The organism is Nocardia sp. Root136 (assembly GCF_001427185.1).
Lineage (GTDB): Bacteria > Actinomycetota > Actinomycetes > Mycobacteriales > Mycobacteriaceae > Nocardia > Nocardia salmonicida.
Genome location: NZ_LMFE01000001.1, coordinates 2,495,370 through 2,515,569, shown reverse-complemented (window position 1 = coordinate 2,515,569; position 20,200 = coordinate 2,495,370). Strand labels below are relative to the sequence as shown.

18 protein-coding genes are annotated in these 20,200 nt (G+C 67.7%); 11 read left to right on the top strand and 7 right to left on the bottom strand.

What is annotated here, in order from left to right:
- Positions 1-11 precede the first annotated feature (11 nt).
- Positions 12-842 (bottom strand): 16S rRNA (cytidine(1402)-2'-O)-methyltransferase, encoded by an 831-nt coding sequence (gene rsmI, locus ASD42_RS11665; protein ID WP_268793516.1) that lies wholly within the window; start codon positions 840-842, stop codon positions 12-14.
- 191 nt (positions 843-1,033) lie between these two features.
- On the opposite strand from rsmI, the gene ASD42_RS11660 reads away from it, so the two are divergent.
- Complete coding sequence (locus ASD42_RS11660) at positions 1,034-2,638, top strand: dolichyl-phosphate-mannose--protein mannosyltransferase (protein ID WP_235569382.1); 1,605 nt, start codon at positions 1,034-1,036, stop codon at positions 2,636-2,638.
- A 123-nt stretch (positions 2,639-2,761) separates the two neighbouring features.
- Here the strand turns inward: ASD42_RS11660 and ASD42_RS11655 are convergent, their stop codons facing one another.
- Complete coding sequence (locus ASD42_RS11655; RefSeq protein ID WP_435830361.1) at positions 2,762-3,130, bottom strand: GntR family transcriptional regulator; 369 nt, start codon at positions 3,128-3,130, stop codon at positions 2,762-2,764.
- Positions 3,127-4,368 carry an arginine deiminase gene (gene arcA / locus ASD42_RS11650; protein ID WP_056813893.1) on the bottom strand — a complete coding sequence of 414 codons (1,242 nt, stop codon included), beginning with the start codon at positions 4,366-4,368 and terminating at the stop codon, positions 3,127-3,129. The genes ASD42_RS11655 and arcA overlap by 4 nt, the downstream gene beginning before the upstream one ends.
- Before the next feature lie 153 nt (positions 4,369-4,521).
- Between arcA and soxR the strand changes: the two genes are divergently transcribed.
- Entirely contained in the window at positions 4,522-5,007 is a 486-nt protein-coding gene (soxR, locus tag ASD42_RS11645; RefSeq protein ID WP_056813892.1) for a redox-sensitive transcriptional activator SoxR, read from the top strand.
- A gap of 33 nt (positions 5,008-5,040) precedes the next feature.
- Complete coding sequence (locus tag ASD42_RS11640) at positions 5,041-5,793, top strand: isocitrate lyase/PEP mutase family protein (protein ID WP_056813889.1); 753 nt, start codon at positions 5,041-5,043, stop codon at positions 5,791-5,793.
- A gap of 54 nt (positions 5,794-5,847) precedes the next feature.
- Here ASD42_RS11640 and metG read toward each other — a convergent pair whose 3' ends face one another.
- Positions 5,848-7,416, bottom strand: coding sequence for a methionine--tRNA ligase (gene metG / locus ASD42_RS11635; protein ID WP_056813886.1), 1,569 nt, complete (start codon positions 7,414-7,416; stop codon positions 5,848-5,850).
- Position 7,417: 1 nt separating this feature from the next.
- Between metG and ASD42_RS11630 the strand changes: the two genes are divergently transcribed.
- The 5 genes from ASD42_RS11630 to rsmA all read left to right on the top strand — a co-directional run bounded on the left by ASD42_RS11630 (position 7,418) and on the right by rsmA (position 13,085).
- Positions 7,418-8,272, top strand: a complete 855-nt coding sequence (locus ASD42_RS11630) for a TatD family hydrolase (RefSeq protein ID WP_056813883.1) — start codon at positions 7,418-7,420, stop codon at positions 8,270-8,272.
- A 172-nt stretch (positions 8,273-8,444) separates the two neighbouring features.
- Positions 8,445-9,572, top strand: coding sequence for a resuscitation-promoting factor (locus ASD42_RS11625; protein WP_056813882.1), 1,128 nt, complete (start codon positions 8,445-8,447; stop codon positions 9,570-9,572).
- A gap of 203 nt (positions 9,573-9,775) precedes the next feature.
- On the top strand, positions 9,776-10,927 hold the full coding sequence (locus ASD42_RS11620) for an alpha/beta fold hydrolase (protein ID WP_056813879.1): 1,152 nt from the start codon (positions 9,776-9,778) through the stop codon (positions 10,925-10,927).
- 84 nt (positions 10,928-11,011) lie between these two features.
- On the top strand, positions 11,012-12,166 hold the full coding sequence (locus ASD42_RS11615) for a lipase family protein (RefSeq protein WP_056813876.1): 1,155 nt from the start codon (positions 11,012-11,014) through the stop codon (positions 12,164-12,166).
- A 34-nt stretch (positions 12,167-12,200) separates the two neighbouring features.
- Complete coding sequence (rsmA, locus tag ASD42_RS11610) at positions 12,201-13,085, top strand: 16S rRNA (adenine(1518)-N(6)/adenine(1519)-N(6))-dimethyltransferase RsmA (RefSeq protein WP_056813872.1); 885 nt, start codon at positions 12,201-12,203, stop codon at positions 13,083-13,085.
- A gap of 280 nt (positions 13,086-13,365) precedes the next feature.
- Here rsmA and ASD42_RS11605 read toward each other — a convergent pair whose 3' ends face one another.
- Entirely contained in the window at positions 13,366-13,572 is a 207-nt protein-coding gene (locus tag ASD42_RS11605; RefSeq protein ID WP_056816104.1) for a heavy-metal-associated domain-containing protein, read from the bottom strand.
- A 151-nt stretch (positions 13,573-13,723) separates the two neighbouring features.
- Here ASD42_RS11605 and ASD42_RS11600 point away from each other — a divergent pair, with 151 nt between their 5' ends.
- Together ASD42_RS11600 and ASD42_RS11595 are read left to right on the top strand one after the other, a co-directional pair.
- Positions 13,724-14,659: a 4-(cytidine 5'-diphospho)-2-C-methyl-D-erythritol kinase gene (locus tag ASD42_RS11600; RefSeq protein ID WP_056816101.1), complete on the top strand. Its 936-nt coding sequence runs from the start codon at positions 13,724-13,726 to the stop codon at positions 14,657-14,659.
- A 201-nt stretch (positions 14,660-14,860) separates the two neighbouring features.
- Positions 14,861-16,651, top strand: coding sequence for an ABC-F family ATP-binding cassette domain-containing protein (locus ASD42_RS11595; RefSeq protein ID WP_056813869.1), 1,791 nt, complete (start codon positions 14,861-14,863; stop codon positions 16,649-16,651).
- Here ASD42_RS11595 and ASD42_RS11590 read toward each other — a convergent pair.
- A complete protein-coding gene (locus tag ASD42_RS11590; protein WP_056813868.1) occupies positions 16,648-17,493 on the bottom strand; it encodes an Abi-alpha family protein in 846 nt (281 codons plus the stop codon). The genes ASD42_RS11595 and ASD42_RS11590 overlap by 4 nt on opposite strands.
- Complete coding sequence (locus ASD42_RS11585) at positions 17,484-18,698, bottom strand: hypothetical protein (protein WP_235569380.1); 1,215 nt, start codon at positions 18,696-18,698, stop codon at positions 17,484-17,486. The genes ASD42_RS11590 and ASD42_RS11585 overlap by 10 nt, the downstream gene beginning before the upstream one ends.
- 396 nt (positions 18,699-19,094) lie before the next feature.
- Here ASD42_RS11585 and ASD42_RS35235 point away from each other — a divergent pair, with 396 nt between their 5' ends.
- Positions 19,095-19,967: an Abi-alpha family protein gene (locus ASD42_RS35235; protein ID WP_082843540.1), complete on the top strand. Its 873-nt coding sequence runs from the start codon at positions 19,095-19,097 to the stop codon at positions 19,965-19,967.
- Positions 19,968-20,200 lie beyond the last annotated feature (233 nt).

Below are 20,200 nucleotides of genomic sequence, written 5' to 3'. Positions count from 1 at the left end.
CGGCGGCGTGGTCAGGCTTCGGCGGACCGGGCGGCCAGGACGGCGTCGTAGAGCTCGCGACGGGAGGCGCCTCGGCCCGCCGAGACTTCGGCGCAGGCGTCCTTGAGCCGCATTCCACCGGCCACCAATGTCTCGACCTCGTCGACCAATTCGGCGGGTTCGGCCGAAACCGGTTGGGAGCCTTCGAGAACCACGGTGATCTCGCCGCGGGCCCCGTCGGCGGCCCAGGCGGCCAGTTCACCGAGGGTGCCGCGCACGACTTCCTCATAGGTCTTGGTGAGTTCGCGGCAGATGGCGGCACGGCGGTCGGGGCCGAGGACGGTGACCGCGTCGGTCATGCACTCGGCGAGGCGGTGCGGGGCTTCGAAGAAGACGATGGCCCGTTGTTCGGAGGCCAAGGTGCGCAGCCACTCTCGGCGCTGACCGCCCTTACGCGGGGCGAAGCCGTCGAAACAGAAGCGTTCCACCGGCAGACCGGACAGGGCCAACGCGGTGGTGACCGCGGAGGGGCCGGGTAGGCAGGTGACCGGCAGATCGCGTTCGACGGCGGCGGCGACCAGGCGGTAGCCGGGGTCGCTCACCGACGGCATGCCCGCGTCGGTCACCAGCAGGACTGTCAGGCCGCTCGCGATATCGTCGAGCAGGGCGGGGATGCGGGCGGTTTCCACATGGTCGTAGAAGCTCACGACGCGGCCGGTGATCTCGACGCCGAGCGACTTCGCGAGTGATTTCGTGCGGCGGGTGTCCTCGGCGGCGACCACGTCGGCCGAACCGAGCGCGTCGCGCAGTCGCTGCGACGCGTCGCCGATATCGCCCATGGGGGTTGCCGCTAAGACCAACACAGTGTTGTCCCGCCTCTCCGGTATTTTGGGGCCGCAGGCGATCAGTACGGCGAGCGGTGCGTGCGATGAGCAGATGGCGCCCGATCCATTCTGTCAGGCGAGCGCGCGGGCCCTGTGCGCGCGTAGGTGGGGAAACGAGGGGGCGCAGTGTCGGGTCGGACTTCGGTGGGCGTACCGCCTACGATCGGGGCGTGATCCCGGTGACCGATGAGCGCGCGATGCCCCCGTCGCGTCCGGTGTCGGCGTTGGTGAGTCCCGCGCCGCTGCGCCCGGCCGCCGATTTCGGCCCGCTCGACACCGCGCGTGGCTGGCTGGTCACCGCGGTGCTCACCTTCATCGCCGCGCTGACCAGGTTCGCCAACCTGAACTATCCGACCGATGCGCGCACCCCCGTCTTCGACGAGAAGCACTACGCCCCACAGGCCTGGCAGATGGTCACCGGCGGCGGTGTGGAGGACAACCCCGCCTACGGCCTGGTGGTACACCCACCCGTCGGCAAACAGTTCATCGCCATCAGCGAGGCGATCTTCGGCTACAACGCGTGGGGCTGGCGCGGCACCGCGGCGCTGGCGGGCACGATCCTGGTGCTGCTCGTAGTGCGGATCGTGCGCCGGATGGCACGGTCCACGTTGATCGGCGCGTTCGCGGGAGTGCTGCTCATCGCCGAGGGGCTGACCTTCGTCTCCTCCCGTATCGGCATGCTCGACATCTTCATGTCGTTGCTGGTCACCGCAGCTTTCGGCTGTCTGATAGTCGACCGCGACGAAGTCCGCGAGCGCATGGCTCGCGCGGATCTGGCAGGCCGGGTCGGCGTCTCGGATTGGGGCCCGCGACTCGGCGTGCGCTGGTGGCGGTTCGGCGCGGGAGTGTTGCTCGGGCTGGCGTGCGGCACCAAATGGTCGGGCATCTACTACATCATGTTCTTCGGCCTGCTGAGCGTGGCCTTCGACGTGAGCGCCCGCCGCGCGTACGGGGTGCGCAGGCCGTGGCTCGGCACGATGATCCGCGACGTGGGGCCCGCGCTGTACGCGCTGGTGGTGATTCCGCTGGTGGTCTATCTGTCCTCGTACTGGGCGTGGTTCGCCAGCGAGAACGGAGTGTTCCGGTACGCGGTGGGCAATCAGGTCGGCAGCGGCGGCCCGTTCGCGTTCCTGCCCGACGCGCTGCGCTCGCTCTGGTACTACCAGGGCGAGACCCTCGACTTCCATTCCAGCCTCACCAATTCGGCGGGCAACCACCATCCGTGGGAATCCAAGCCGTGGACCTGGCCCATGGGCCTGCGCCCGATGCTCTACTACTACGCCGACGGCACGGTCACCGGTTGCGGCGAAGCGCAGTGTGTGAAGGCCGTGATGGCCGTCGGCACGCCCGCGCTGTGGTGGCTGGCGCTGCCCCTGATCGGCTGGATGGCGTGGCGTTCGATCGTGCGCCGCGACTGGCGCTACGCGGCGGTGCTGGTGGGCTACGGCGCCGGGCTGGTGCCGTGGTTCCTGACGCTGGACCGGCAGATGTACTTCTTCTACGCGGTGGTGCTCGCACCGTTCCTGGTGATGGGGATGGCGCTGGCGCTCGGTGACATCCTCGGATCGGCGCGGCCCGCGGGGCTACCGCGTAGTCCCACGGGCACCTATCTGCCCGCCCCGGTGAACGAGCGCTACGCCCTCGGCTTGCTGATCGTGAGCATCTATCTGGGCTTGGTGATCGCCAACTTCGTCTGGCTGTGGCCGATCCTCACAGGTCAAGCGATCACGCCGCAGAACTGGCAGGACCACCTCTGGCTGCCGAGCTGGCGGTAGGGCGCCTCCGCCTCTCCGGGTATTCAGGCCGGACTCAGGTTGTTGTCCAGTGTGGACGCGACCGGCGGGATCAGGTCGCGGAGTCAGCCCGTGCCCGGTGAGTTACCCATGTTCGGGCGTCGTTCAGGTGTTCAGTACTCGATGGACGAGATCTAGGGCGTCTGCGTCGTCCAGGCCGAGTCGTCGGGTGGTCGTGACATAGTCGACGGCGGCGCGGCTGGCTATGTCGCGGGTCGGGTCGCCGGAGGAGGCGATGAAAGAGCCCTGGCGGCCACGGGTTTCGAGGACGCCGTCGGCTTCCAGCTCACGGTAGGCGCGGGCGACGGTGTTGGGGGCGATGCCGAGGTCGGCGGCCAGCGCGCGGACCGTGGGAATCTTGGTGCCCGCGGTGAGCGTGCCCGCGCGGACCTGGTCGATCACGGCCGTGCGTAACTGCTCGTAGGGCGGCTGGGTGGAATCAGTGGACAGCTCGACGTGGAACACGGTGCTCACACCTCGTCTCGGGACAGCGGGCAGGACATGCAGCGGGGGCCGCCGCGGCCGGAGCCCAACTCCGAGCCGCTGATGGTGACGACCTCGATACCCGCCTCGGTCAGGCGCGAGTTGGTCATCTCGTTGCGTTCGTAGGCCACGACCACCCCTGGCTCGAGGGCGAGGGTGTTGTTGCCGTCGTCCCACTGTTCGCGTTCGGCGTCGGGTCCATCGCGGCCGGTGTCGATCACGCGCAGCTTCGGGATGCCCATCGCCTTGGCGGCGGCGGGCAGGAAGGGTTCGGGTCCGCTGATGCTGATGCGTTCGAGGTCACCGCGTCCGGAGAAGCCGTCCTCGCGGCGGATCGTGAACGCCTCCAGCGATTTCCGCACGCCGGGGTACATCACCACCGCGTCGGTGTCGACCATGGTGCAGACGGTGTCCAGATGCATGGTCGCCCGATTCTGCGCGATCGGCACCACCAGGACGGTGTGCGCGAGATCGTCGTCGAACAGGCTGCGCGCCAACGCTTCCGCGCCCGCGGGCGTGGTCCTCTCGCCGACGCCCACGGCGACAACGCCTTTGGCGAGCAGCAGCACATCGCCGCCCTCGATCGGCGCGGTATGCGATTCGTAGGCCCGTCGCACGCCGAGGAAGCGCGGATGGAACGCGTAGACGAGATCGGTGATGGAGGTCTCGCGGCTGCGGGCGGGCAGCGCCAGCGAGGTGATCGCGACCTTCGGGCCGATCCAGAACGAGGAGTCGCGGGTGAACAGCAGATTCGGCAGCGGATCGATGACGAAGTCGCTGCCGTGGTGCATGCGCCGCACCAGCGACGCGGCGTCGGGGCCGAACGGCAGCTCGTCGAAGGTCATCCCGGCCATCAGGATGTCGGCGAGCGCGGAGGCGTCGAATTTGCGCAGTTCGGCGGCGAGCTGGTCGGCCAGGCCGTGGCCGAGCCTGCGGGCGTGGACCGCCGCCGAGATGCCCTGGATCCTGGCTGCTCCACTGGCGCTGAGGGTTTCGGTCAGCAGATCTGCCAACAACAGCACTTCTACGCCGCGGTCGCGCAGTACGGTGGCGAAGGCGTCGTGTTCGGCTTGTGCGCGTTCGACCCAGGGGATTCCGTCGAAAAGCAGCTGGTCGTTGTTGCTCGGGGTGAGGCGGCGTAGTTCTGCGCCGGGGCGGTGCAGCAGCACCGTCCGTAGCTGGCCGACCTCGGAGGTGACGGTCAGGCGCGAGTCGGGGGCGGTTCCCATTGGCAAACCGTAATGCGAGGACGGCGTGTCTGCGAGCCGCAACGCGCTGGGTTCGGCCACGGTGTGCTCGCCTCTGACACGTGTTCCGCCCATTTTTCGTACACGACACGAATACCTGAAGTATTGTTTAGGTGGTAGTGGGAGGAGCTATAGATGACGATGGCCGATTGGCAAACGAAGGAGCTGACCCCCGGGCAGCTTTCCGATCGTAGTGGAGTTGCAGTGTCCGCGTTGCACTTCTACGAACGCGAAGGTCTCATATCGAGCCGTCGAACCAGTGGCAATCAACGTCGATATTCTCGCGAGACATTGCGTCGGGTCGCCTTCATTCGCATCTCGCAGCGGGTGGGGATCCCGCTCAGCGAGATCCGTTCGGCACTGGATCGTCTCCCCGAGGGACGCACGCCCACCCGTCGCGACTGGGAGACCCTGTCGACCACGTGGCGCGAAGATCTCGACGATCGCATCACCCAGCTGGTGCGCCTACGCGACAACCTGACCGGCTGCATCGGCTGTGGCTGTCTCTCGCTCGGCTCGTGCAAGCTCGTCAACGAGCACGACCGACTCGGCGCGGAGGGCCCCGGTGCGCGCGTGCTCGATGTCCAGCTGAACTGCCCGCCCAAATCCGGCTGCGTCTAGCTCTTGTCGGATGCCTGGGGCATCATCGCGGGTATGACTTCTCTGGATGCCAAGGCGAAGACTCTGCTCGAACTGCACCGTCCGGGAAATCCGGTGGTGCTGCCGACGGTGTGGGACGCGTGGTCGGCGAATGTCGCTGTAGCCGCTGGTTTTTCGGGATTGACCATGGGCAGCCATCCGGTCGCCGACTCGATCGGGCGCGCCGACGGCGAGGGCATGAGCTTCGATGAGCTCCTCGCCCGCGTCACCCAGGTCACCGGATCCGTCGAGCTCCCGGTCTCGGTCGACATCGAATCCGGCTACGGACTCGAACCGCTGCAGCTCATCGACGGCCTGCTCGCCGCGGGCGCCGTCGGCCTCAATATCGAGGACACGGTCCACAGCGAAGGCAAGCGCCTGCGATCGCCCGTCGAACACGCCGACCTGGTCCGTGGTCTGCGCGAAGCCGCCGACGCGGCGGGCGTGCATGTCGTGGTCAACGCCCGCACCGACCTGTTCCTGCGTCAAGACGGCGACGAGGCCGACCGCCTCGACCGCGCCATCGCCCGGCTGACTCTGGCCGCCGAAGCGGGCGCCGACGTTCTCTATCCCGTGGGCAAGCACGCCGACGCCGACCTGCGCAGGCTCACCACCGATCTGCCGTTGCCGGTCAACGCGATCGGCCAGCCGGGCGCACCGGCCAAGGACTACTTCGCCGAACTCGGCGTAGCCCGTATCAGCTTCGGCCCGTTCCTGCAGGCCGCGCTGGGCGCCGAAGCGACCAACCTGCTGGCCGCCTGGAAATAAGGCCCGGGCTCTAGGTGGCGCACGGCGAAAGGCCGTGCGCCACAGCTCGTTCGACTATTCCTTGGGCTCGATGTAGCGCGGGAAGACCGGTTCCGGCGCGGGCAGGTCGAGACCCGGGGCCAGGGGCGTGGCGATATCGGCGAAGGTGCGGCCTTCCTGGGCGAGCAGGTCCAGGATCTTGGCCGCGGAGCCGGGCATCACCGGCTGGACCAGGATGGCGACGATGCGGACCACCTCGAGGGTGACGTAGAGGACCGTCGCCATGCGGGCCAGGTCTTCTTCGGTGCCCGACTTGCGCAGTGCCCAGGGGGCATTGGCGGAGAAGTAGCGGTTGGTTTCGCCGAGGGTGAGCCAGATGGCTTCCAGGGCGAGGTGCATCTGCTGGACGTCGAACTCGGCGCGGCACTTGGCGAGCAGCCCATTCGCGCGGTCGAGCAGCGCACGGTCTTCGTCGGTGAACTCGCCGGGCGTGGGGGACTTGGCGTCGCAGTTCTTGTTGACCATGGTCAGGCTGCGCTGGACCAGGTTGCCGAACTCGTTGGCCAGGTCGCTGTTGATCCGGCCCGCGATGGCGTCGTTGCTGTAGCTGCCGTCCTGGCCGTAGGAGATCTCGCGCAGCAGGAAGAAACGCACCTGGTCGAGGCCGTAGGTGGACACCAGCGAGAGCGGGTCGACGACATTGCCCGTCGACTTCGACATCTTCTCGCCCTTGTTGTACAGGAACCCGTGCACGAACACCCGGTCCGGCAGCGCGATCCCGGCCGACATCAGGAACGCGGGCCAGTACACCGTGTGGAAGCGGGTGATGTCCTTGCCGATGATGTGCAGGTTCGCCGGCCAGAACTTCTCGAACGCGGCGGAGTCGGTGTTCGGAAAGCCGACGCCCGTCAGGTAATTGGTGAGCGCGTCGACCCACACGTACATCACGTGGTCGGGCTCGCCGGGGACCGGAACGCCCCAGTCGAAGGTGGTGCGCGAGATCGACAGATCCTTCAGACCGGCCTTGACGTAGCTGACGATCTCGTTGCGCCGGGTCGAGGGCGCGATGAACTCGGGGCGCTCCTCGTAGAGGGCGAGCAGCTTGTCCTGGTACTGCGAGAGCTTGAAGAAGTAGTTCGACTCCTCGGTCCAGGTGACCGGGGTCTTGGTCTCGGTGGACTCGCGGGTGCCGTCGGCGAGGAGGGTGGTCTCGTCCTCGTTGTAGAAGGCCTCGTCGCGCACCGAGTACCAACCCGAGTAGTTGTCGAGGTAGATGTCGCCATTGGCGAGCATCCGTTCCCAGATGGCGACGCTCGCGGCCATGTGGTCGTCATCGGTGGTGCGGATGAAGCGGTCGAACGAGATGTCGAGCGCCTTGTCCATCGACTCGAAGACGTCGGAATTGCGGGCCGCGAGCTCCTGCACCGGGATGCCTTCGGTGACGGCGGTCTGCTGCATCTTCTGACCGTGCTCGTCGGTGCCGGTCATGAAGAACACGTCGTAACCGTCGAGTCGCTTGAAGCGGGCGATCGCGTCGGTGGAGATGTACTCGTACGCGTGGCCCATATGCGGCACACCGTTCGGGTACGCGATGGCCGTCGTGACGTAGAAGGCGGGCGCCTCGGCGCCTCCGGCTGCACTCATGATGCCCATTACTGTAATCCGGGTGGCAAATACGAATCGTCCGGCTCCGCCTGTTCCGACGCCGCTCGCGCCCCTGATCGATGCCCACACCCACCTCGATGCCTGTGGCGCAACCGATGCCGCGTCGACCACGGCCATCGTGGACCGCGCCGCCTCGGCCGGTGTGGGGCACGTGGTGACCGTGGCCGACGATCTCGCGGCCGCGCAGTGGGCCGTGCGGGCGGCGCAGTGGGATCCGCGGGTGTACGCCGCCGTCGCGTTGCATCCCACTCGGGCCAACGCCCTCGACGACACGGCGAAGGCCGAGCTCGAGCACCTCGCCGCCGACCCGCGCGTGGTCGCGGTCGGTGAGACCGGCCTCGACTACTACTGGCCGGGCAAGCTCGACGGCTGCGCCGATGTCGAAACCCAGATCGAGGGTTTCCGCTGGCACATCGACCTGGCCAAACGCGTGCGCAAACCGCTGATGATCCACAACCGCGAAGCCGACCACGACCTGCTCACGGTGCTGCTCGACGAGGGCGCGCCGGACACGGTGATCTTCCACTGCTTCTCCTCCGACGCCACGATGGCCGAGGCCTGCGTGGCGGAGGGGTACGTGCTGAGCTTCTCCGGCACCGTGAGTTTCAAGAACGCGCACGAACTTCGAGAGGCCGCCAAGCTGGTGCCCGACGACCAGATCCTGGTGGAGACCGACGCGCCGTATCTGACCCCGCACCCGTATCGCGGTGCGCCGAACGAGTCGTACTGCTTGCCGTACACCGTCCGCGCGCTGGCCGAAGTGCGCGAACAGGACCCGCAGGCGCTGGCCGAGATCACCACCGCCAACGCGCGCAGGCTGTATCGGATTCGGTAGTCCGTTTCGTCTGTTCGGCAGGGGGCTGGACATTAAACGTGAGTCGGCTCACATTCGTGCGCTCACGTTGTTATCTACCAGCGCTGTCTATATCGAATTGTGATCTACGATCCCGCTGTTCGGGCGGCCTGGTGTTGTCTACCGCGCACCTCGTCGTTATCGTCCTGTAATCATGTCAGCTTTTGCGCGGATCAACTCGTCACGTTCACCGCTGCTGTTCGCAGCGGTGGCGGCCATGCTGCTGATTCTTCTCGTCGGCGCCTCGCTGGCGATCGTGAACCACAAGACGGTGGCGCTGGTCATCGACGGCGAACGGACCGAGCTCTCGACGATGTCGCGCGATGTGCGCGCCATTCTGGCCGACGCGGGCTACGAGATCGGCGAACACGACGAGGTGATTCCCGCCGCGGGCGCCAAGGTCGGCGACGGCGCCACGATCACTTTCAATCGTGGCCGCGAGATCACGGTCACCGTCGACGGTGTCGAGCGCATGGTGTGGACCACCGGCACCACCGCGGGCGACGCGCTCGCGTCGATGCAGATCCCGTCCGACACCCACGTGTTGCCGTCCCGCACCGAGAAGCTGCCTCTCGCCGGCGCGGCGCTGAGCGTGTACACCCCGCGCAATATCTCGCTGGTCGACGGCGGCGCCGCCCCGATCGATCTGCGCCTCGCCGCCGCGACCATCGGTGAATTCCTCACTGCCGCAGGCGTTCCGTTGAAGGACGAGGACTTCACCGAGCCCGCCGCGACGACGCCGCTCGCCGAGGGCATGCGAGTCGTCGTCACGCGCCAGCACACCGAACAGCGCACCGAAACCCTGCCCCTGGATCCCGTCGAAACGGTGATCGAGGACGTGACCATGAACATGAGCCGCACCGTGGTCGAGAACCCGGGCATGCCCGGTCTGCACGAGGCGACGTTCGCGGTGCGGATGGTCAACGGTGCCGAAGCCTCACGCGTGCAGGTGAATTCGAATGTGATCACGCCCGCGCAGCCCAAGACGATTCGTAAGGGCGCCAAGCCGGGCACCGAGGTGCCGCCGGTGCGCGACGGCGCTGTGTGGGACGCGCTGGCCAAGTGCGAGTCGACGGGGAACTGGGCGATCAACACCGGCAACGGCTACTACGGCGGCATCCAGTTCGATCAGAGCACGTGGGAACGGCAGGGCGGGTTGAAGTACGCGCCGCGCGCCGACCTGGCGAGTCGGGAAGAGCAGATCGCGATCGCCGAGGTGACGCGGGCACGGCAGGGCTGGGGCGCGTGGCCTGCTTGCACCGGACGCTTGGGAATCAGCTGATTTCGCAAGAACATGGGTAACTCCCCAGCCACCTCCCATCCGGTGCGCACCTGACGCAAGGCCGAGAACTAGCAATCGAGCTCCCGGACGGCACGCTGAATACCCGGAGAGGCGGAACCGCCGGTACAGTGCTCTCGTTTCGCCGGGTCTGCTGTGCTCGTGCGGTGGGGTCGGGTCGTTGAACGAGTCGACGGGTGGTTGGGATGTCTACGGTTTCGGCCTGGTGGCGTGCGATTGCCACGGTGGTGCTGTCGGCGGGGGTCGGGGTGTGCGCGCCGGTGACGGTGGCGCACGCGAACGCGCCGGGAACGGTGATCGCGGTTGTTCCGCAGGGCGACGGGTTCCATGGAATGTCGGGGGCCCAGGTCATCGACTACTGGACACGGGGCGTGGGCGGTGTGCCGCAGCCCGCGAGTGGCGCGCTGTATCTGCCGACCGGGGTCGCGCCCGCGGGTGGTTGGCCGGTCGCCACCTACGACCACGGGACCACAGGACTGGGCGCGGGCTGTGGCGGGCAGTCGGATCCGGCGGGTGCGCCGTGGCCGCAAGCGCAAGCGGGCCAGGACGTTTTCCTGCGGCATCTGGTGTCGAACGGGTTCGCTGTCGTCGCGCCGGATTATCTGGGTCTCGGCCGGTTCGACACCGGTCCGCATCCGTACCTCGGGATCGACACCGAGGCCACTGCCACGATCGATATGCTCCGGGCCGCGCATGCCGTGCGTGATGATCTGTCGCCGGTCTGGGTGGCGACGGGAATGTCGCAGGGTGGGCAGGCCGCGCTCGGCACCGCGCATCGGCAGGTGAGTTACGCGCCGGAGCTGGACTTCCGCGGCACCATCGCGATCGACCCGGAGTCGGACGTGGAGAAGGTGGCCACGCTGCTCGGGCCGGGCAACCCCGATCGCCTCAGCGGCGGAATCCTGGGGTTCTCGGCCAGCATCCTGGCCGGACTGCGAGCCGCTCGCCCGGACGCGCAGGTCGACAGCTACCTGAGCCCGCTCGGCCGCCAGGTCGTCGACGAGATCGGCGCCCTGTGCTCCGACGCCATCGACGACCGGGTCGCCGATCTCACGCTGGGCGAGATGCTCAGCCGCTCGCTCGGAGACGAGCCGTTGCGCTCGGTGATGGCCGACTACATGACCGTCCCGACCAGTGGGTACGACGCGCCGATCCTGCTGCTGGTCAACGCCACCGACCGCACGGTGCCCTCGCCGCTCCACGCGGCGCTGGCCGCGCAGTTCACCGCGGGCGGCGTGGACTACACACCGGTGGTCGGGACAGGCAGTCACTGCGAGCTGAATCCGGCGATGTGGGCCGCGATCGACGAGTTCTTGGGTCGGGTCGTCGCGGGTTAAGGGTTCTCTGTCATTCGGGGTCCCGACGATCGTTGATCTGTACACTCGTCCAAAATCTTGATCGCCTGGTAGAGAGACCGAACTGTGCTGAAGAACCCGATTCGGGCGACCGTTGTCGCCGCGCTGGCCGCGAGCGCTGTCACGGCCGCCGGCTTCACCCCGGCAACGGCCGAGACCCCCGGTTCACTCATCTCGGTGCAGGCCGAGCCCGCGGGCTGGCACGGGCTCGACAGGGGCTCCTCGGTCGAATACTGGATGACCGACTCGGCGGGCGCCCAGCGCCCGGCCAGCGGCGCGATGTTCCTCCCCGAAGGCGAAGCCCCGGCCGGTGGTTGGCCGATCGTGGCCTATGCCCACGGTACTTCCGGCTCCGGCCCGGGGTGCGGCGGTCAGGCCGACCCGGAGCTCGCGCCGCTGCCGCTGCACCGCGCGTCCGAGGACCGGCTGATCAAGCGGTTCGTCGACCAGGGCTTCGCCGTGGTCACCCCCGACTACCTCGGCCTCGGCCGCTTCGACACCGGCCCGCACCCGTATCTGGAAGTGCGCAGCGAGGCGACCGCGACGATCGACCTGGTTCGCGCGGCTCGTGCCGCCAGCCCTGAACTGTCGCGGACCTGGACCGCGGCGGGCACCTCCCAGGGCGGTCACGCGGCGCTGAGCGCGGCGCACGTGCAGGCCGAATACGCTCCCGAGTTGGACTTCCGCGGTACCGCCGCCATCGACGCCGCCTCCGATGTGGAGAAGATCCTGCCGTTGCTCGGGCCGGACATCCCCTCGGCACCCGGACTTTCGGGCACCACGTCGTTCGTCGTCAGCATCCTGGCCGGGCTGCGCGCCACGCACCCGGAACTCGATGTGGACTCCTATCTGACGGAGCGCGGCAAGGCGCTCGTCGACGACGCGGGCACCCAGTGCCTCGACGAGATTCTCGTCGCGACCAAGGGCGTGACCTCGGCCGATTTCCTGGCGCGCCCGCTCGCCCCGCTGCGTGAGCCGCTCGCGGCCTACATGATGCTGCCGACCAGCGGCTACGACGCCCCGATCCTGCTGACGATGAACGTCACCGACACGGTCGTGCCGTCCCCACTGCACGCGGCGCTGGTCGCCCAGCTCGCGGCCAACGGCGTCGATCAGCAGGTGGTCACCGGCACCGGCCAGCACGGCTCGGTCTCGCCCGAGCAGCTCGCCGCCATCGACGGTTTCCTCGCGCGCGTCAACGCCGCCCCGACACAGCGCTGAGCTGCCTCATCGGCGAGGTTGGTAGGTTCTAGCGGTGTCCGAACCAGAGAATTCCGCTCGAGGTAGCCGTGCCGCACTGCTCGGTCCCGTCGAGGTCCGGACGCTGGCCGAACGTTTCGGCGTCCGACCCACCAAGCAACTCGGACAGAACTTCGTGCACGACGGCAATACCGTGCGTCGCATCGTGTCCGCGGCCGGTGTCGGTGCGGGCGACACCGTGCTCGAGGTCGGTCCCGGTCTCGGCTCGCTGACGTTGGCGCTGCTCGACGTGGTCGATCAGGTGGTCGCCGTCGAAATCGACCCCGTGCTGGCCAACTACCTGCCCGAAACCGTCGCCGATCGCGCGCCCGGTCTGGTCGAGCGTCTGCGGGTGGTCGAGGCCGACGCGCTGCGGGTGCGCCCGGAGCAGTTGCCCGCCGTGCCGACCGCGCTGGTGGCGAACCTGCCGTACAACGTGGCCGTGCCCGTGCTGTTGCACCTGCTCGCGACGTTGCCGAGCATCATGGTGTCGCTGGTGATGGTCCAGGCCGAGGTGGCCGACCGGCTGGCCGCCGAGCCCGGTAATCGGGTGTACGGGGTGCCGAGCGTCAAGGCGGGTTTCTTCGGCAAGGTTCGTCGCGCGGGTCATGTGGGGACGCAGGTCTTCTGGCCGGTGCCGCGGGTCGAATCGGGGCTGGTGCGCATCGACCGCTATGTCGAACCACCGTGGCCGATGGACGAGGCGCATCGCCGCCGGGTGTTCGAGGTGATCGACGCGGCGTTCGCGCAGCGGCGAAAGACCTTGCGGGCAGCGCTGTCCGGATGGGCGGGCTCGCCCGTCGAAGCCGAGCGCAGGCTCGTCGCCGCGGGTATCGATCCGACGGCACGGGGGGAGACCCTCGAAACCGCGGCGTTCGTCCGGTTGGCGGCGACGACTTAGGTCCGCGAATCGTGGTTTCTCGCAGGGGAACCCGCAGTACACCGGCCGTTCATCGACATGGGTCGGGCGGTCCCTGTGAAAGCACTTGTGGATAACCTGTTTTCGCCGTGTCCGGAGTTGATCATGGTCGGCGGGTGGCGTTCCCGGTCGCACCCCGGAATTCGTGTCTCACCACGTCTGGGGATGGATGTGGATGACATTGTGGATGATTCGTCGGGCTGCGCGACAGGGGTGAACCGCCGGTGAACGGCTGGTCAGCCGTGCACCGGCGGCGCGGAAATCAGGCGCTGAGCGCGTAGCCCGCTTCGTCCACCGCGGCGGCCACCTCGGTATCGGCCAGTTCGCCCGCGCTGTCCACGCGAACGACACCGCTGGCGAGGTCGACATCCACACTGGTGACGCCGTCGATCTTGCCGATCTCCTGCTTGACCGAGCTCGCGCAATGTCCGCAGGTCATCCCCGTGACGGTGTAAGTGGTGGTGGCCATGGCCGACTCCTTCGCTTCGAACATACGGTCCAGGGGTATGTCCCCGACACGGACGAACATACCCCCCATGGGTACCTTGCGCAACCCCTTGTTCGAGCGGCGGGTGTTCGACGTGCGTACTAGTCGGCCGAACCTATTACGCTTGGTGATCGTGCTGTCAGTTGTGCCCAGCCCGGTCGTCGTGCGAGCTCCGTCGAAGGTGAACCTGCATCTCGGAGTCGCTGATCTGCGTCCGGATGGATACCACGACCTGACCACCGTCTTCCAGGCATTGTCCCTCGCCGACGACCTCCGCTTGGCCCCGTCGGCCTCGCTCGCCGTGCGGGTCACCGGCGAAGGCGCCGCCGAGGTGCCCACCGACCGCACCAACCTGGTCTGGAAGGCCGCGGTCCGCCTGGCGCACCTGGCAGGCCGTGCCCCGCTGGTCGAGATCGCCATCACCAAGGGCATCCCGGTGGCCGGTGGCATGGCGGGCGGTAGTGCCGACGCGGCCGCGACCCTGGTCGGGCTGAACGAGCTGTGGGACCTCGGCCTGACCCGCGACGAACTGTCCACGATCGCCGCCGAACTCGGCAGCGACGTCCCGTTCGCGCTGCACGGCGGCACCGCGCTGGGCACCGGTCGCGGCGAACGCCTGCTTCCGGTGCTGTCGCGCAATACCTTTCACTGGGTCCTCGCGTTGGCCAAGGAGGGCCTGTCCACCCCTTCGGTCTTCCGTGAACTCGACCGCCTCCGCGCCGAAGGTGAGCCGCCGCGTCTCGGCGACCCCCAGAAACTCATGCAGGCACTGGCCGCGGGCGACCCGCACACCCTCGCGCCGCTGCTCGGCAACGACCTGCAGGCCGCGGCCCTCTCGCTGAAACCGGAACTGCGCCGCACCCTGCGCGCGGGCGTCGGCGCGGGCGCGTTGGCCGGCCTGGTCTCGGGTTCGGGCCCCACCTGCGCCTTCCTCTGCGAATCCGAGGAAGTCGCGATCGGTGTCGCCGCCGAACTGGCGGGCGCGGGCGTGTGCCGCAGCGTGCGCACCGCGAGTGGACCGGTTTCGGGAGCGCGTGTGCTCGACAGTGAGACGCAGCCCAACCGCTGACGGACACGGCCGCCGCGGCAGGGGCCAGAGCGGCCAACGGCCGGTCCTCTATGATCACAGGCAACAGATCTTGTATGGACATGGGTAACTTCGCCGGGGACGGGCCCACTGATCCAGCAATCCAACGTAGGCCGCCGACGCACCGCCTCCCCGCGCCTGAGTCTGGCCAGAAGTCGCGGGGAGGCGGAACAGGCTACATCTATGTCCAACCTGATCAACCTGGAACAGGTCTCCAAGAGCTTCGGCGTCAAGCCGCTGCTGGATGACGTCTCCCTCGGAATTCACGCGGGGGAACGGATCGGGGTGGTGGGCCTCAACGGTGGCGGTAAGACCACGCTGCTCGAGGTCCTGACCGGACTGGAACCGCCCGACAAGGGCCGGGTGAGCCGGGTGGGTGGGCTGCGGATGGCCGTGGTCACCCAGCGTGGCGTGCTGCCGGAGGGCGCGAGCATCGGTTCGATCGTGTTCGCCGGGCTCTCCGATGATCTGTCCACCGTCGACATCGCCGACCATCAATGGGCCGCCGATTCGCGCGTGCGCTCGATCCTCGAGGGCATCGGCATCGCCGATCTCGGGCTCGACACCCTGGTCACCAACCTCTCCGGTGGCGAACGCCGCCGCGTCGCCCTGGCCGCGGCGCTGGTGCGCGACCTGGACCTGCTGGTCCTCGACGAGCCGACCAACCACCTCGACATCGAGGGGGTGCAGTGGCTGGCCGAACACCTGGTCGCCCGACGCACCGCACTCGTCGTCGTCACCCACGATCGCTGGTTCCTCGACACCGTCGCCAACCGCACCTGGGAGGTCGTCGGCGGCAAGGTGGAGGTCTACGAGGGCGGCTACGGCGACTGGATCTTCGCCCGCGCCGAACGCGCGCGTCAGGCCGACGCCTCGGAATCGCGTCGGCAGAACCTGGCCCGCAAGGAACTGGCCTGGCTGCGCCGCGGCGCCAAGGCCCGCACCTCCAAGCCGCGCTACCGCGTCGAGGCCGCCGAGGCGCTGATCGCCGATGTGCCCGCGCCGCGCGACTCGGTCTCGCTGGCCGCGTTCGCGCGCAAGCGCCTCGGCCGCGTGGTGATCGAACTCGAAGATGTCGCGCTCGCCACCCCCGACGGTCGTGTGCTGGTCGACGACCTCACCTGGCGACTCGCGCCGGGCGAGCGGGTCGGTTTGGTCGGTGTCAACGGGTCGGGCAAGACCACGTTGTTGCGCGCGCTGGCCGGGGAGACCGAACCCGCCAAGGGCAAGCGGATCCAGGGCCAGACCGTGCAGATCGGCTGGTTGCGTCAGGAACTCGACGACCTGCCCACCGATATGCGGGTGCTCGAGGCCGTGCAGCAGGTCGCGCAGCGAATCATGCTCGGCGACAAGGAGATCTCGGCCGGCCAGCTCGCCGAACGGCTCGGGTTCACCCCGGCCCGCCAGCGCACCCCGGTCGGCGACCTGTCCGGTGGTGAACGCCGTCGCCTGCAACTGACCCGCATTCTGATGGCCGAACCGAACGTCCTGCTGCTCGACGAGCCGACCAACGACCTCGACATCGACACCCTGCAGCAGCTCGAAGACCTGCTCGACAACTGGGCGGGCACGCTGGTGGTCATCAGCCACGACCGCTACCTGGTCGAGCGCATCTGCGACTCCACCTGGGCCCTGTTCGGCGACGGCAAACTCACCAACCTGCCCGGTGGCATCGACTCCTACCTCGCCAAGCGCGCCGCCATGGCGGGCAACGCCAAGCCGCTCACCGCGAAGACCGGTGGCACCTCGACGGATTCGTCCGATCGCCGCGCCGCCCGCAAGGAGCTGTCGAAGGTCGAACGCAGTATCGCCAAGCTCGACGAGCGCGAACAGAAACTCCACAAGGCGCTGGCCGACGCCGCGACGGATCCCGACAAGCTGATCAAGCTGGGAGCCGAACTCAAGGAAGTCGTCGCCGAAAAGGAAGCAGCGGAAGAACGCTGGATGGAACTGGCGGAGCTCGGCGAGAGCTAGGTCGCGGTCTCGCGACCGTCGTTGATCACGACGGGTAAACAGGTCTGGACGAAGTCGGCGCCGAATTCGGTGAGCAGGATGCTGCGGTAGGTCACCTTCGTGCCGAAACCGGGGCGCCGCAACGCTTCCCGCACCTGCTCCTGGGCCTCGATGACCTGGTAGCGGTGCGGGTTGCCGACGGGGTCGCGGGTGTACTCGATGAGCCCGAGCCTGCGCAGGTTGGGCAGGTATTGCGGCACCCGGTTCGGAAACCGCAGGCCCGCATGCTCACCCAGCATGGTGAGTCCGCTGATCAACCGCTCGCCACCGAACGCCCGCTGACGGCCGGTGCGCACATCGATGGCCGGTTGCGGCCCGTCGACGTGCAGGAATCGCAGAATCCGTGCCTCGTCCGGCGTGATCTCGGCGAGGATGCCGGGATAGGCCGGATGGGTGTCGGGCTGTGCGGCATGCGTGCTGGCGGACAGGCGAAGCAGTTCGGCGCCCTGCTCGCGCAGGGTCGGCGCGCCGTCGTCACCGCGGTGGTCGGCGCCCGTCGGCAGGCCGAGCGCGTGCCGAAGCCGGTCGCGTACTGCGGTTTCCGCTTCGGCGAGCACCTCGTTGGGCGGGTTGCCCGCCATGCTGCCGCGCACCACCGTGACGGTCACCCCGAGCGCGGTGTCCAGGGTCCACAGCGTCATCCCCGAGGCCGCGGTCAACGCGACCCGTGCCACGCCGGTCGCCGCGCGAACGGTGCGCACCGGTGAGACAGGCAGCAGGCCACGCTTGTCGCCTGATGCCTCTAGCGGCGGTACCGGTCGTCGCACCATGTCGGTGGACGGGGTCCCGTCGTCTACATCCATGTCGTCGCTACTCCTGTTCCGAAGACCAGGATGTGAGCGTATCCGGCAAGCAGTCCCAGCACACCGCCATGGACGAAAAGTAACCATTCGTCCTGTTTGATCGCCGAGCGCAGCATGTCCACGAAGTCATGGGGCGAAAGTGCGGACATTTGCCGGGCGATGTAATCGTTGACCTGCCTGCTCTGCTGAGCGTTGAACGCCGGGTCGGCGAACGCCATCGGCGCGATCGTCATGGCCTGCGTGGTGAGAGTTGTTTGCAGCGTGTCGTACTCGCGGCTGCCGAGCATGAATTTCACCGCAGGCCGCGCGGGCCCGAGCGCACGGTCGGCGGCCGGGCGCAGGGTGTCCTCCAGCATCTGCAGGGTGCGGTCCGAGCGCGGGCCGTTGAGCAGTTCGTCGCCGATATTGGCCACGGTGACGACCTCGGTGGACACCAATGCCGCGTACCCCGCGGTGATTTCGGGCTGGCGCTTGATCAGCAGACCCTGCCGCCACGGGCACCACCACTTCGGCGTGGCGGGCGCGAAGATCATATTGATCCCGATCCAGTTCACCACCCAGCCGATGATGATCCCGCCGACCGGCAGCACGACCAGTGCCGAGAGCCCGGTGGTGTGCAGCACCAGCACCAGTAGCAGCCCGCAGGGCGCGCCGAAGTAGAAGCCGAAATTCTGCATGAACCGCAGCTCCTTGGCGCCGAGCACCTGGAACAGCTGGTTGAGCAATTGCGGTCGGGCCTGGAAGTAGCGGATCACCATCTGCTTCACGTCGAGCAGCTGGTCGATATTGGCGCCGAGCTCCATGGTGAGATCGCGCAGGATCTCGGGCAGTTGCGAGCGCACCCGCTGATGGATCATCTCCCTGACCTGAACGGGCAGGTTGTACCAGAGCTGCGGGTGTTCGCGGCGCAGGATCACCTCGACGATGTCGCGGATCTGCGCGTCGGCCACCTCGGCCAGATGTTCGGCCAGCTTCTCCGGGTCGAGCTCGCGATAGAAGTCGGCGACGCTGCCCAGCTTGGACAGCCCCTTGTCGACCGCGATGCTGGCCATCTTGTCGGCGCGCGAGGGCACGATGCCCTGCCAGCCGATCCGGCCGTCATAGCTGAGCAGCGGCAATACCTGGATCCGCTTGGGCAGAAAAGGGAAGACCGCGCGCAAACCGGGCAGTCGGACTCCATGGAATTGAATCGGCTGGAACAGCATGAGAATGCCGGACCAGTTGGTTATGTAGCCGATAATTCCTGTGAAAAGAGGAATGGTCACAATTTCTAGCAGGAGTGTCGGGTGTAACCCGAACACACTCTCCAACACGACACGCCCTCCTGCCGATACCCGGTGACCACCGCCTCACCGAGAACCAAAATTTATCACCCCCGCGGCGAGGTGACCCTACTGTGAGTTGAGGAACTGGGTCCATTCGTCGTGCGTCAGACCACAGGGTAGTGTCTGAGACATCAGTCACAGAACCTGTCCCGAATGCCGTACTCACCCTTGCAAGTCGGAACAATGACCACCACCACATTTGGTGACAGCCCACAAACTTGCGCACAGGGGGCGCGGTGGCAGGACTGTTCACATGGCGAGACTTCGGAGTAGGACGTGACAGACGACAGGACCGGACAGGACCTGGCCCGTGCCGGTACCCGCGCCGTCGAGCGCAGCTCGGATGTCGAGCAGCGACAGATCAGTAATGAGGCACGGTTGATCCGTGGCGTTTTCCGCGCCGCCGGATTGGCCGCCGGTACCGCCGTGCGCGGCAGCCAGTGGGCTGTGGGCACCACCTACGAGGTCACCAAGGAACTGGCGCAGGCGGCGCTGGACGGCGAATCCTCCGCCGATATCGCCGAGCGCACCGGCAATGCCCTGCGCTCCATCGCCCGCAGCGCACTCGGCGTCACCGAGGGGTCGGTGCGCGAGATCGTCAGCTATGTGCCGACGCCCAACGGGGCATCGCAGCAGGCCATCACGGTCGGCCCGTACCTGCAGTCGGCCACCACCGATGACCTGCGGCGACGCGGCGACGCGTTGCTGGCCCGCTCGGCCGACGTGTACTTCACCGAGGACGTGCACCCGGCCTACGACCGCATTCTCGACGAGGTCGCTCCCGACGAGGCCCGCATCCTGCGGTTCATGGCCCTCAACGGTCCGCAACCTTCCGTCGACGTGCGTACCAACCGACCGCTCGGCATCGGCTCGGAGCTGGTGCAGGGCGATCTGACCTCGGTCCCCGAGCAGGCGGGCGTGCGCTACCCGGACCGCTCACGGTCCTACCTGATCAACCTCAACCGACTCGGTCTCACGCTCACCTCCGACGATCCGGTCGTGCTGAGCCGGTACATGGTGCTGGAAGTGCAGCCCGTCGTGGAGCAGGCGCTCAAGAAGGCGGGCCGTGCGCCCAAGATCGTGCGCAAGAGCCTTCGCCTCTCGGAATTCGGTGAGGATTTCTGCCGCACCTGCTTCACCATCGGGTAGCCCAGACAGCCGGGACGGCAGGCGCCGGAGGTCACACTCCGGTGTCAGCAGTGATAGCGATCTGATACAGAACGCGCGGCGAGCCGTTTCCGGTGGGATCGTGGAGAGATGGAGCAGGGTCCGGAATCTCCGAACGTGCACGTCGACGAACCTGTCGCGGCCGCGTGGACAGGCCCTACGCCGTTACTGCCCGGAGATGACACGCCGTTGGTCGCCGGGTCGAACTCGGGGGA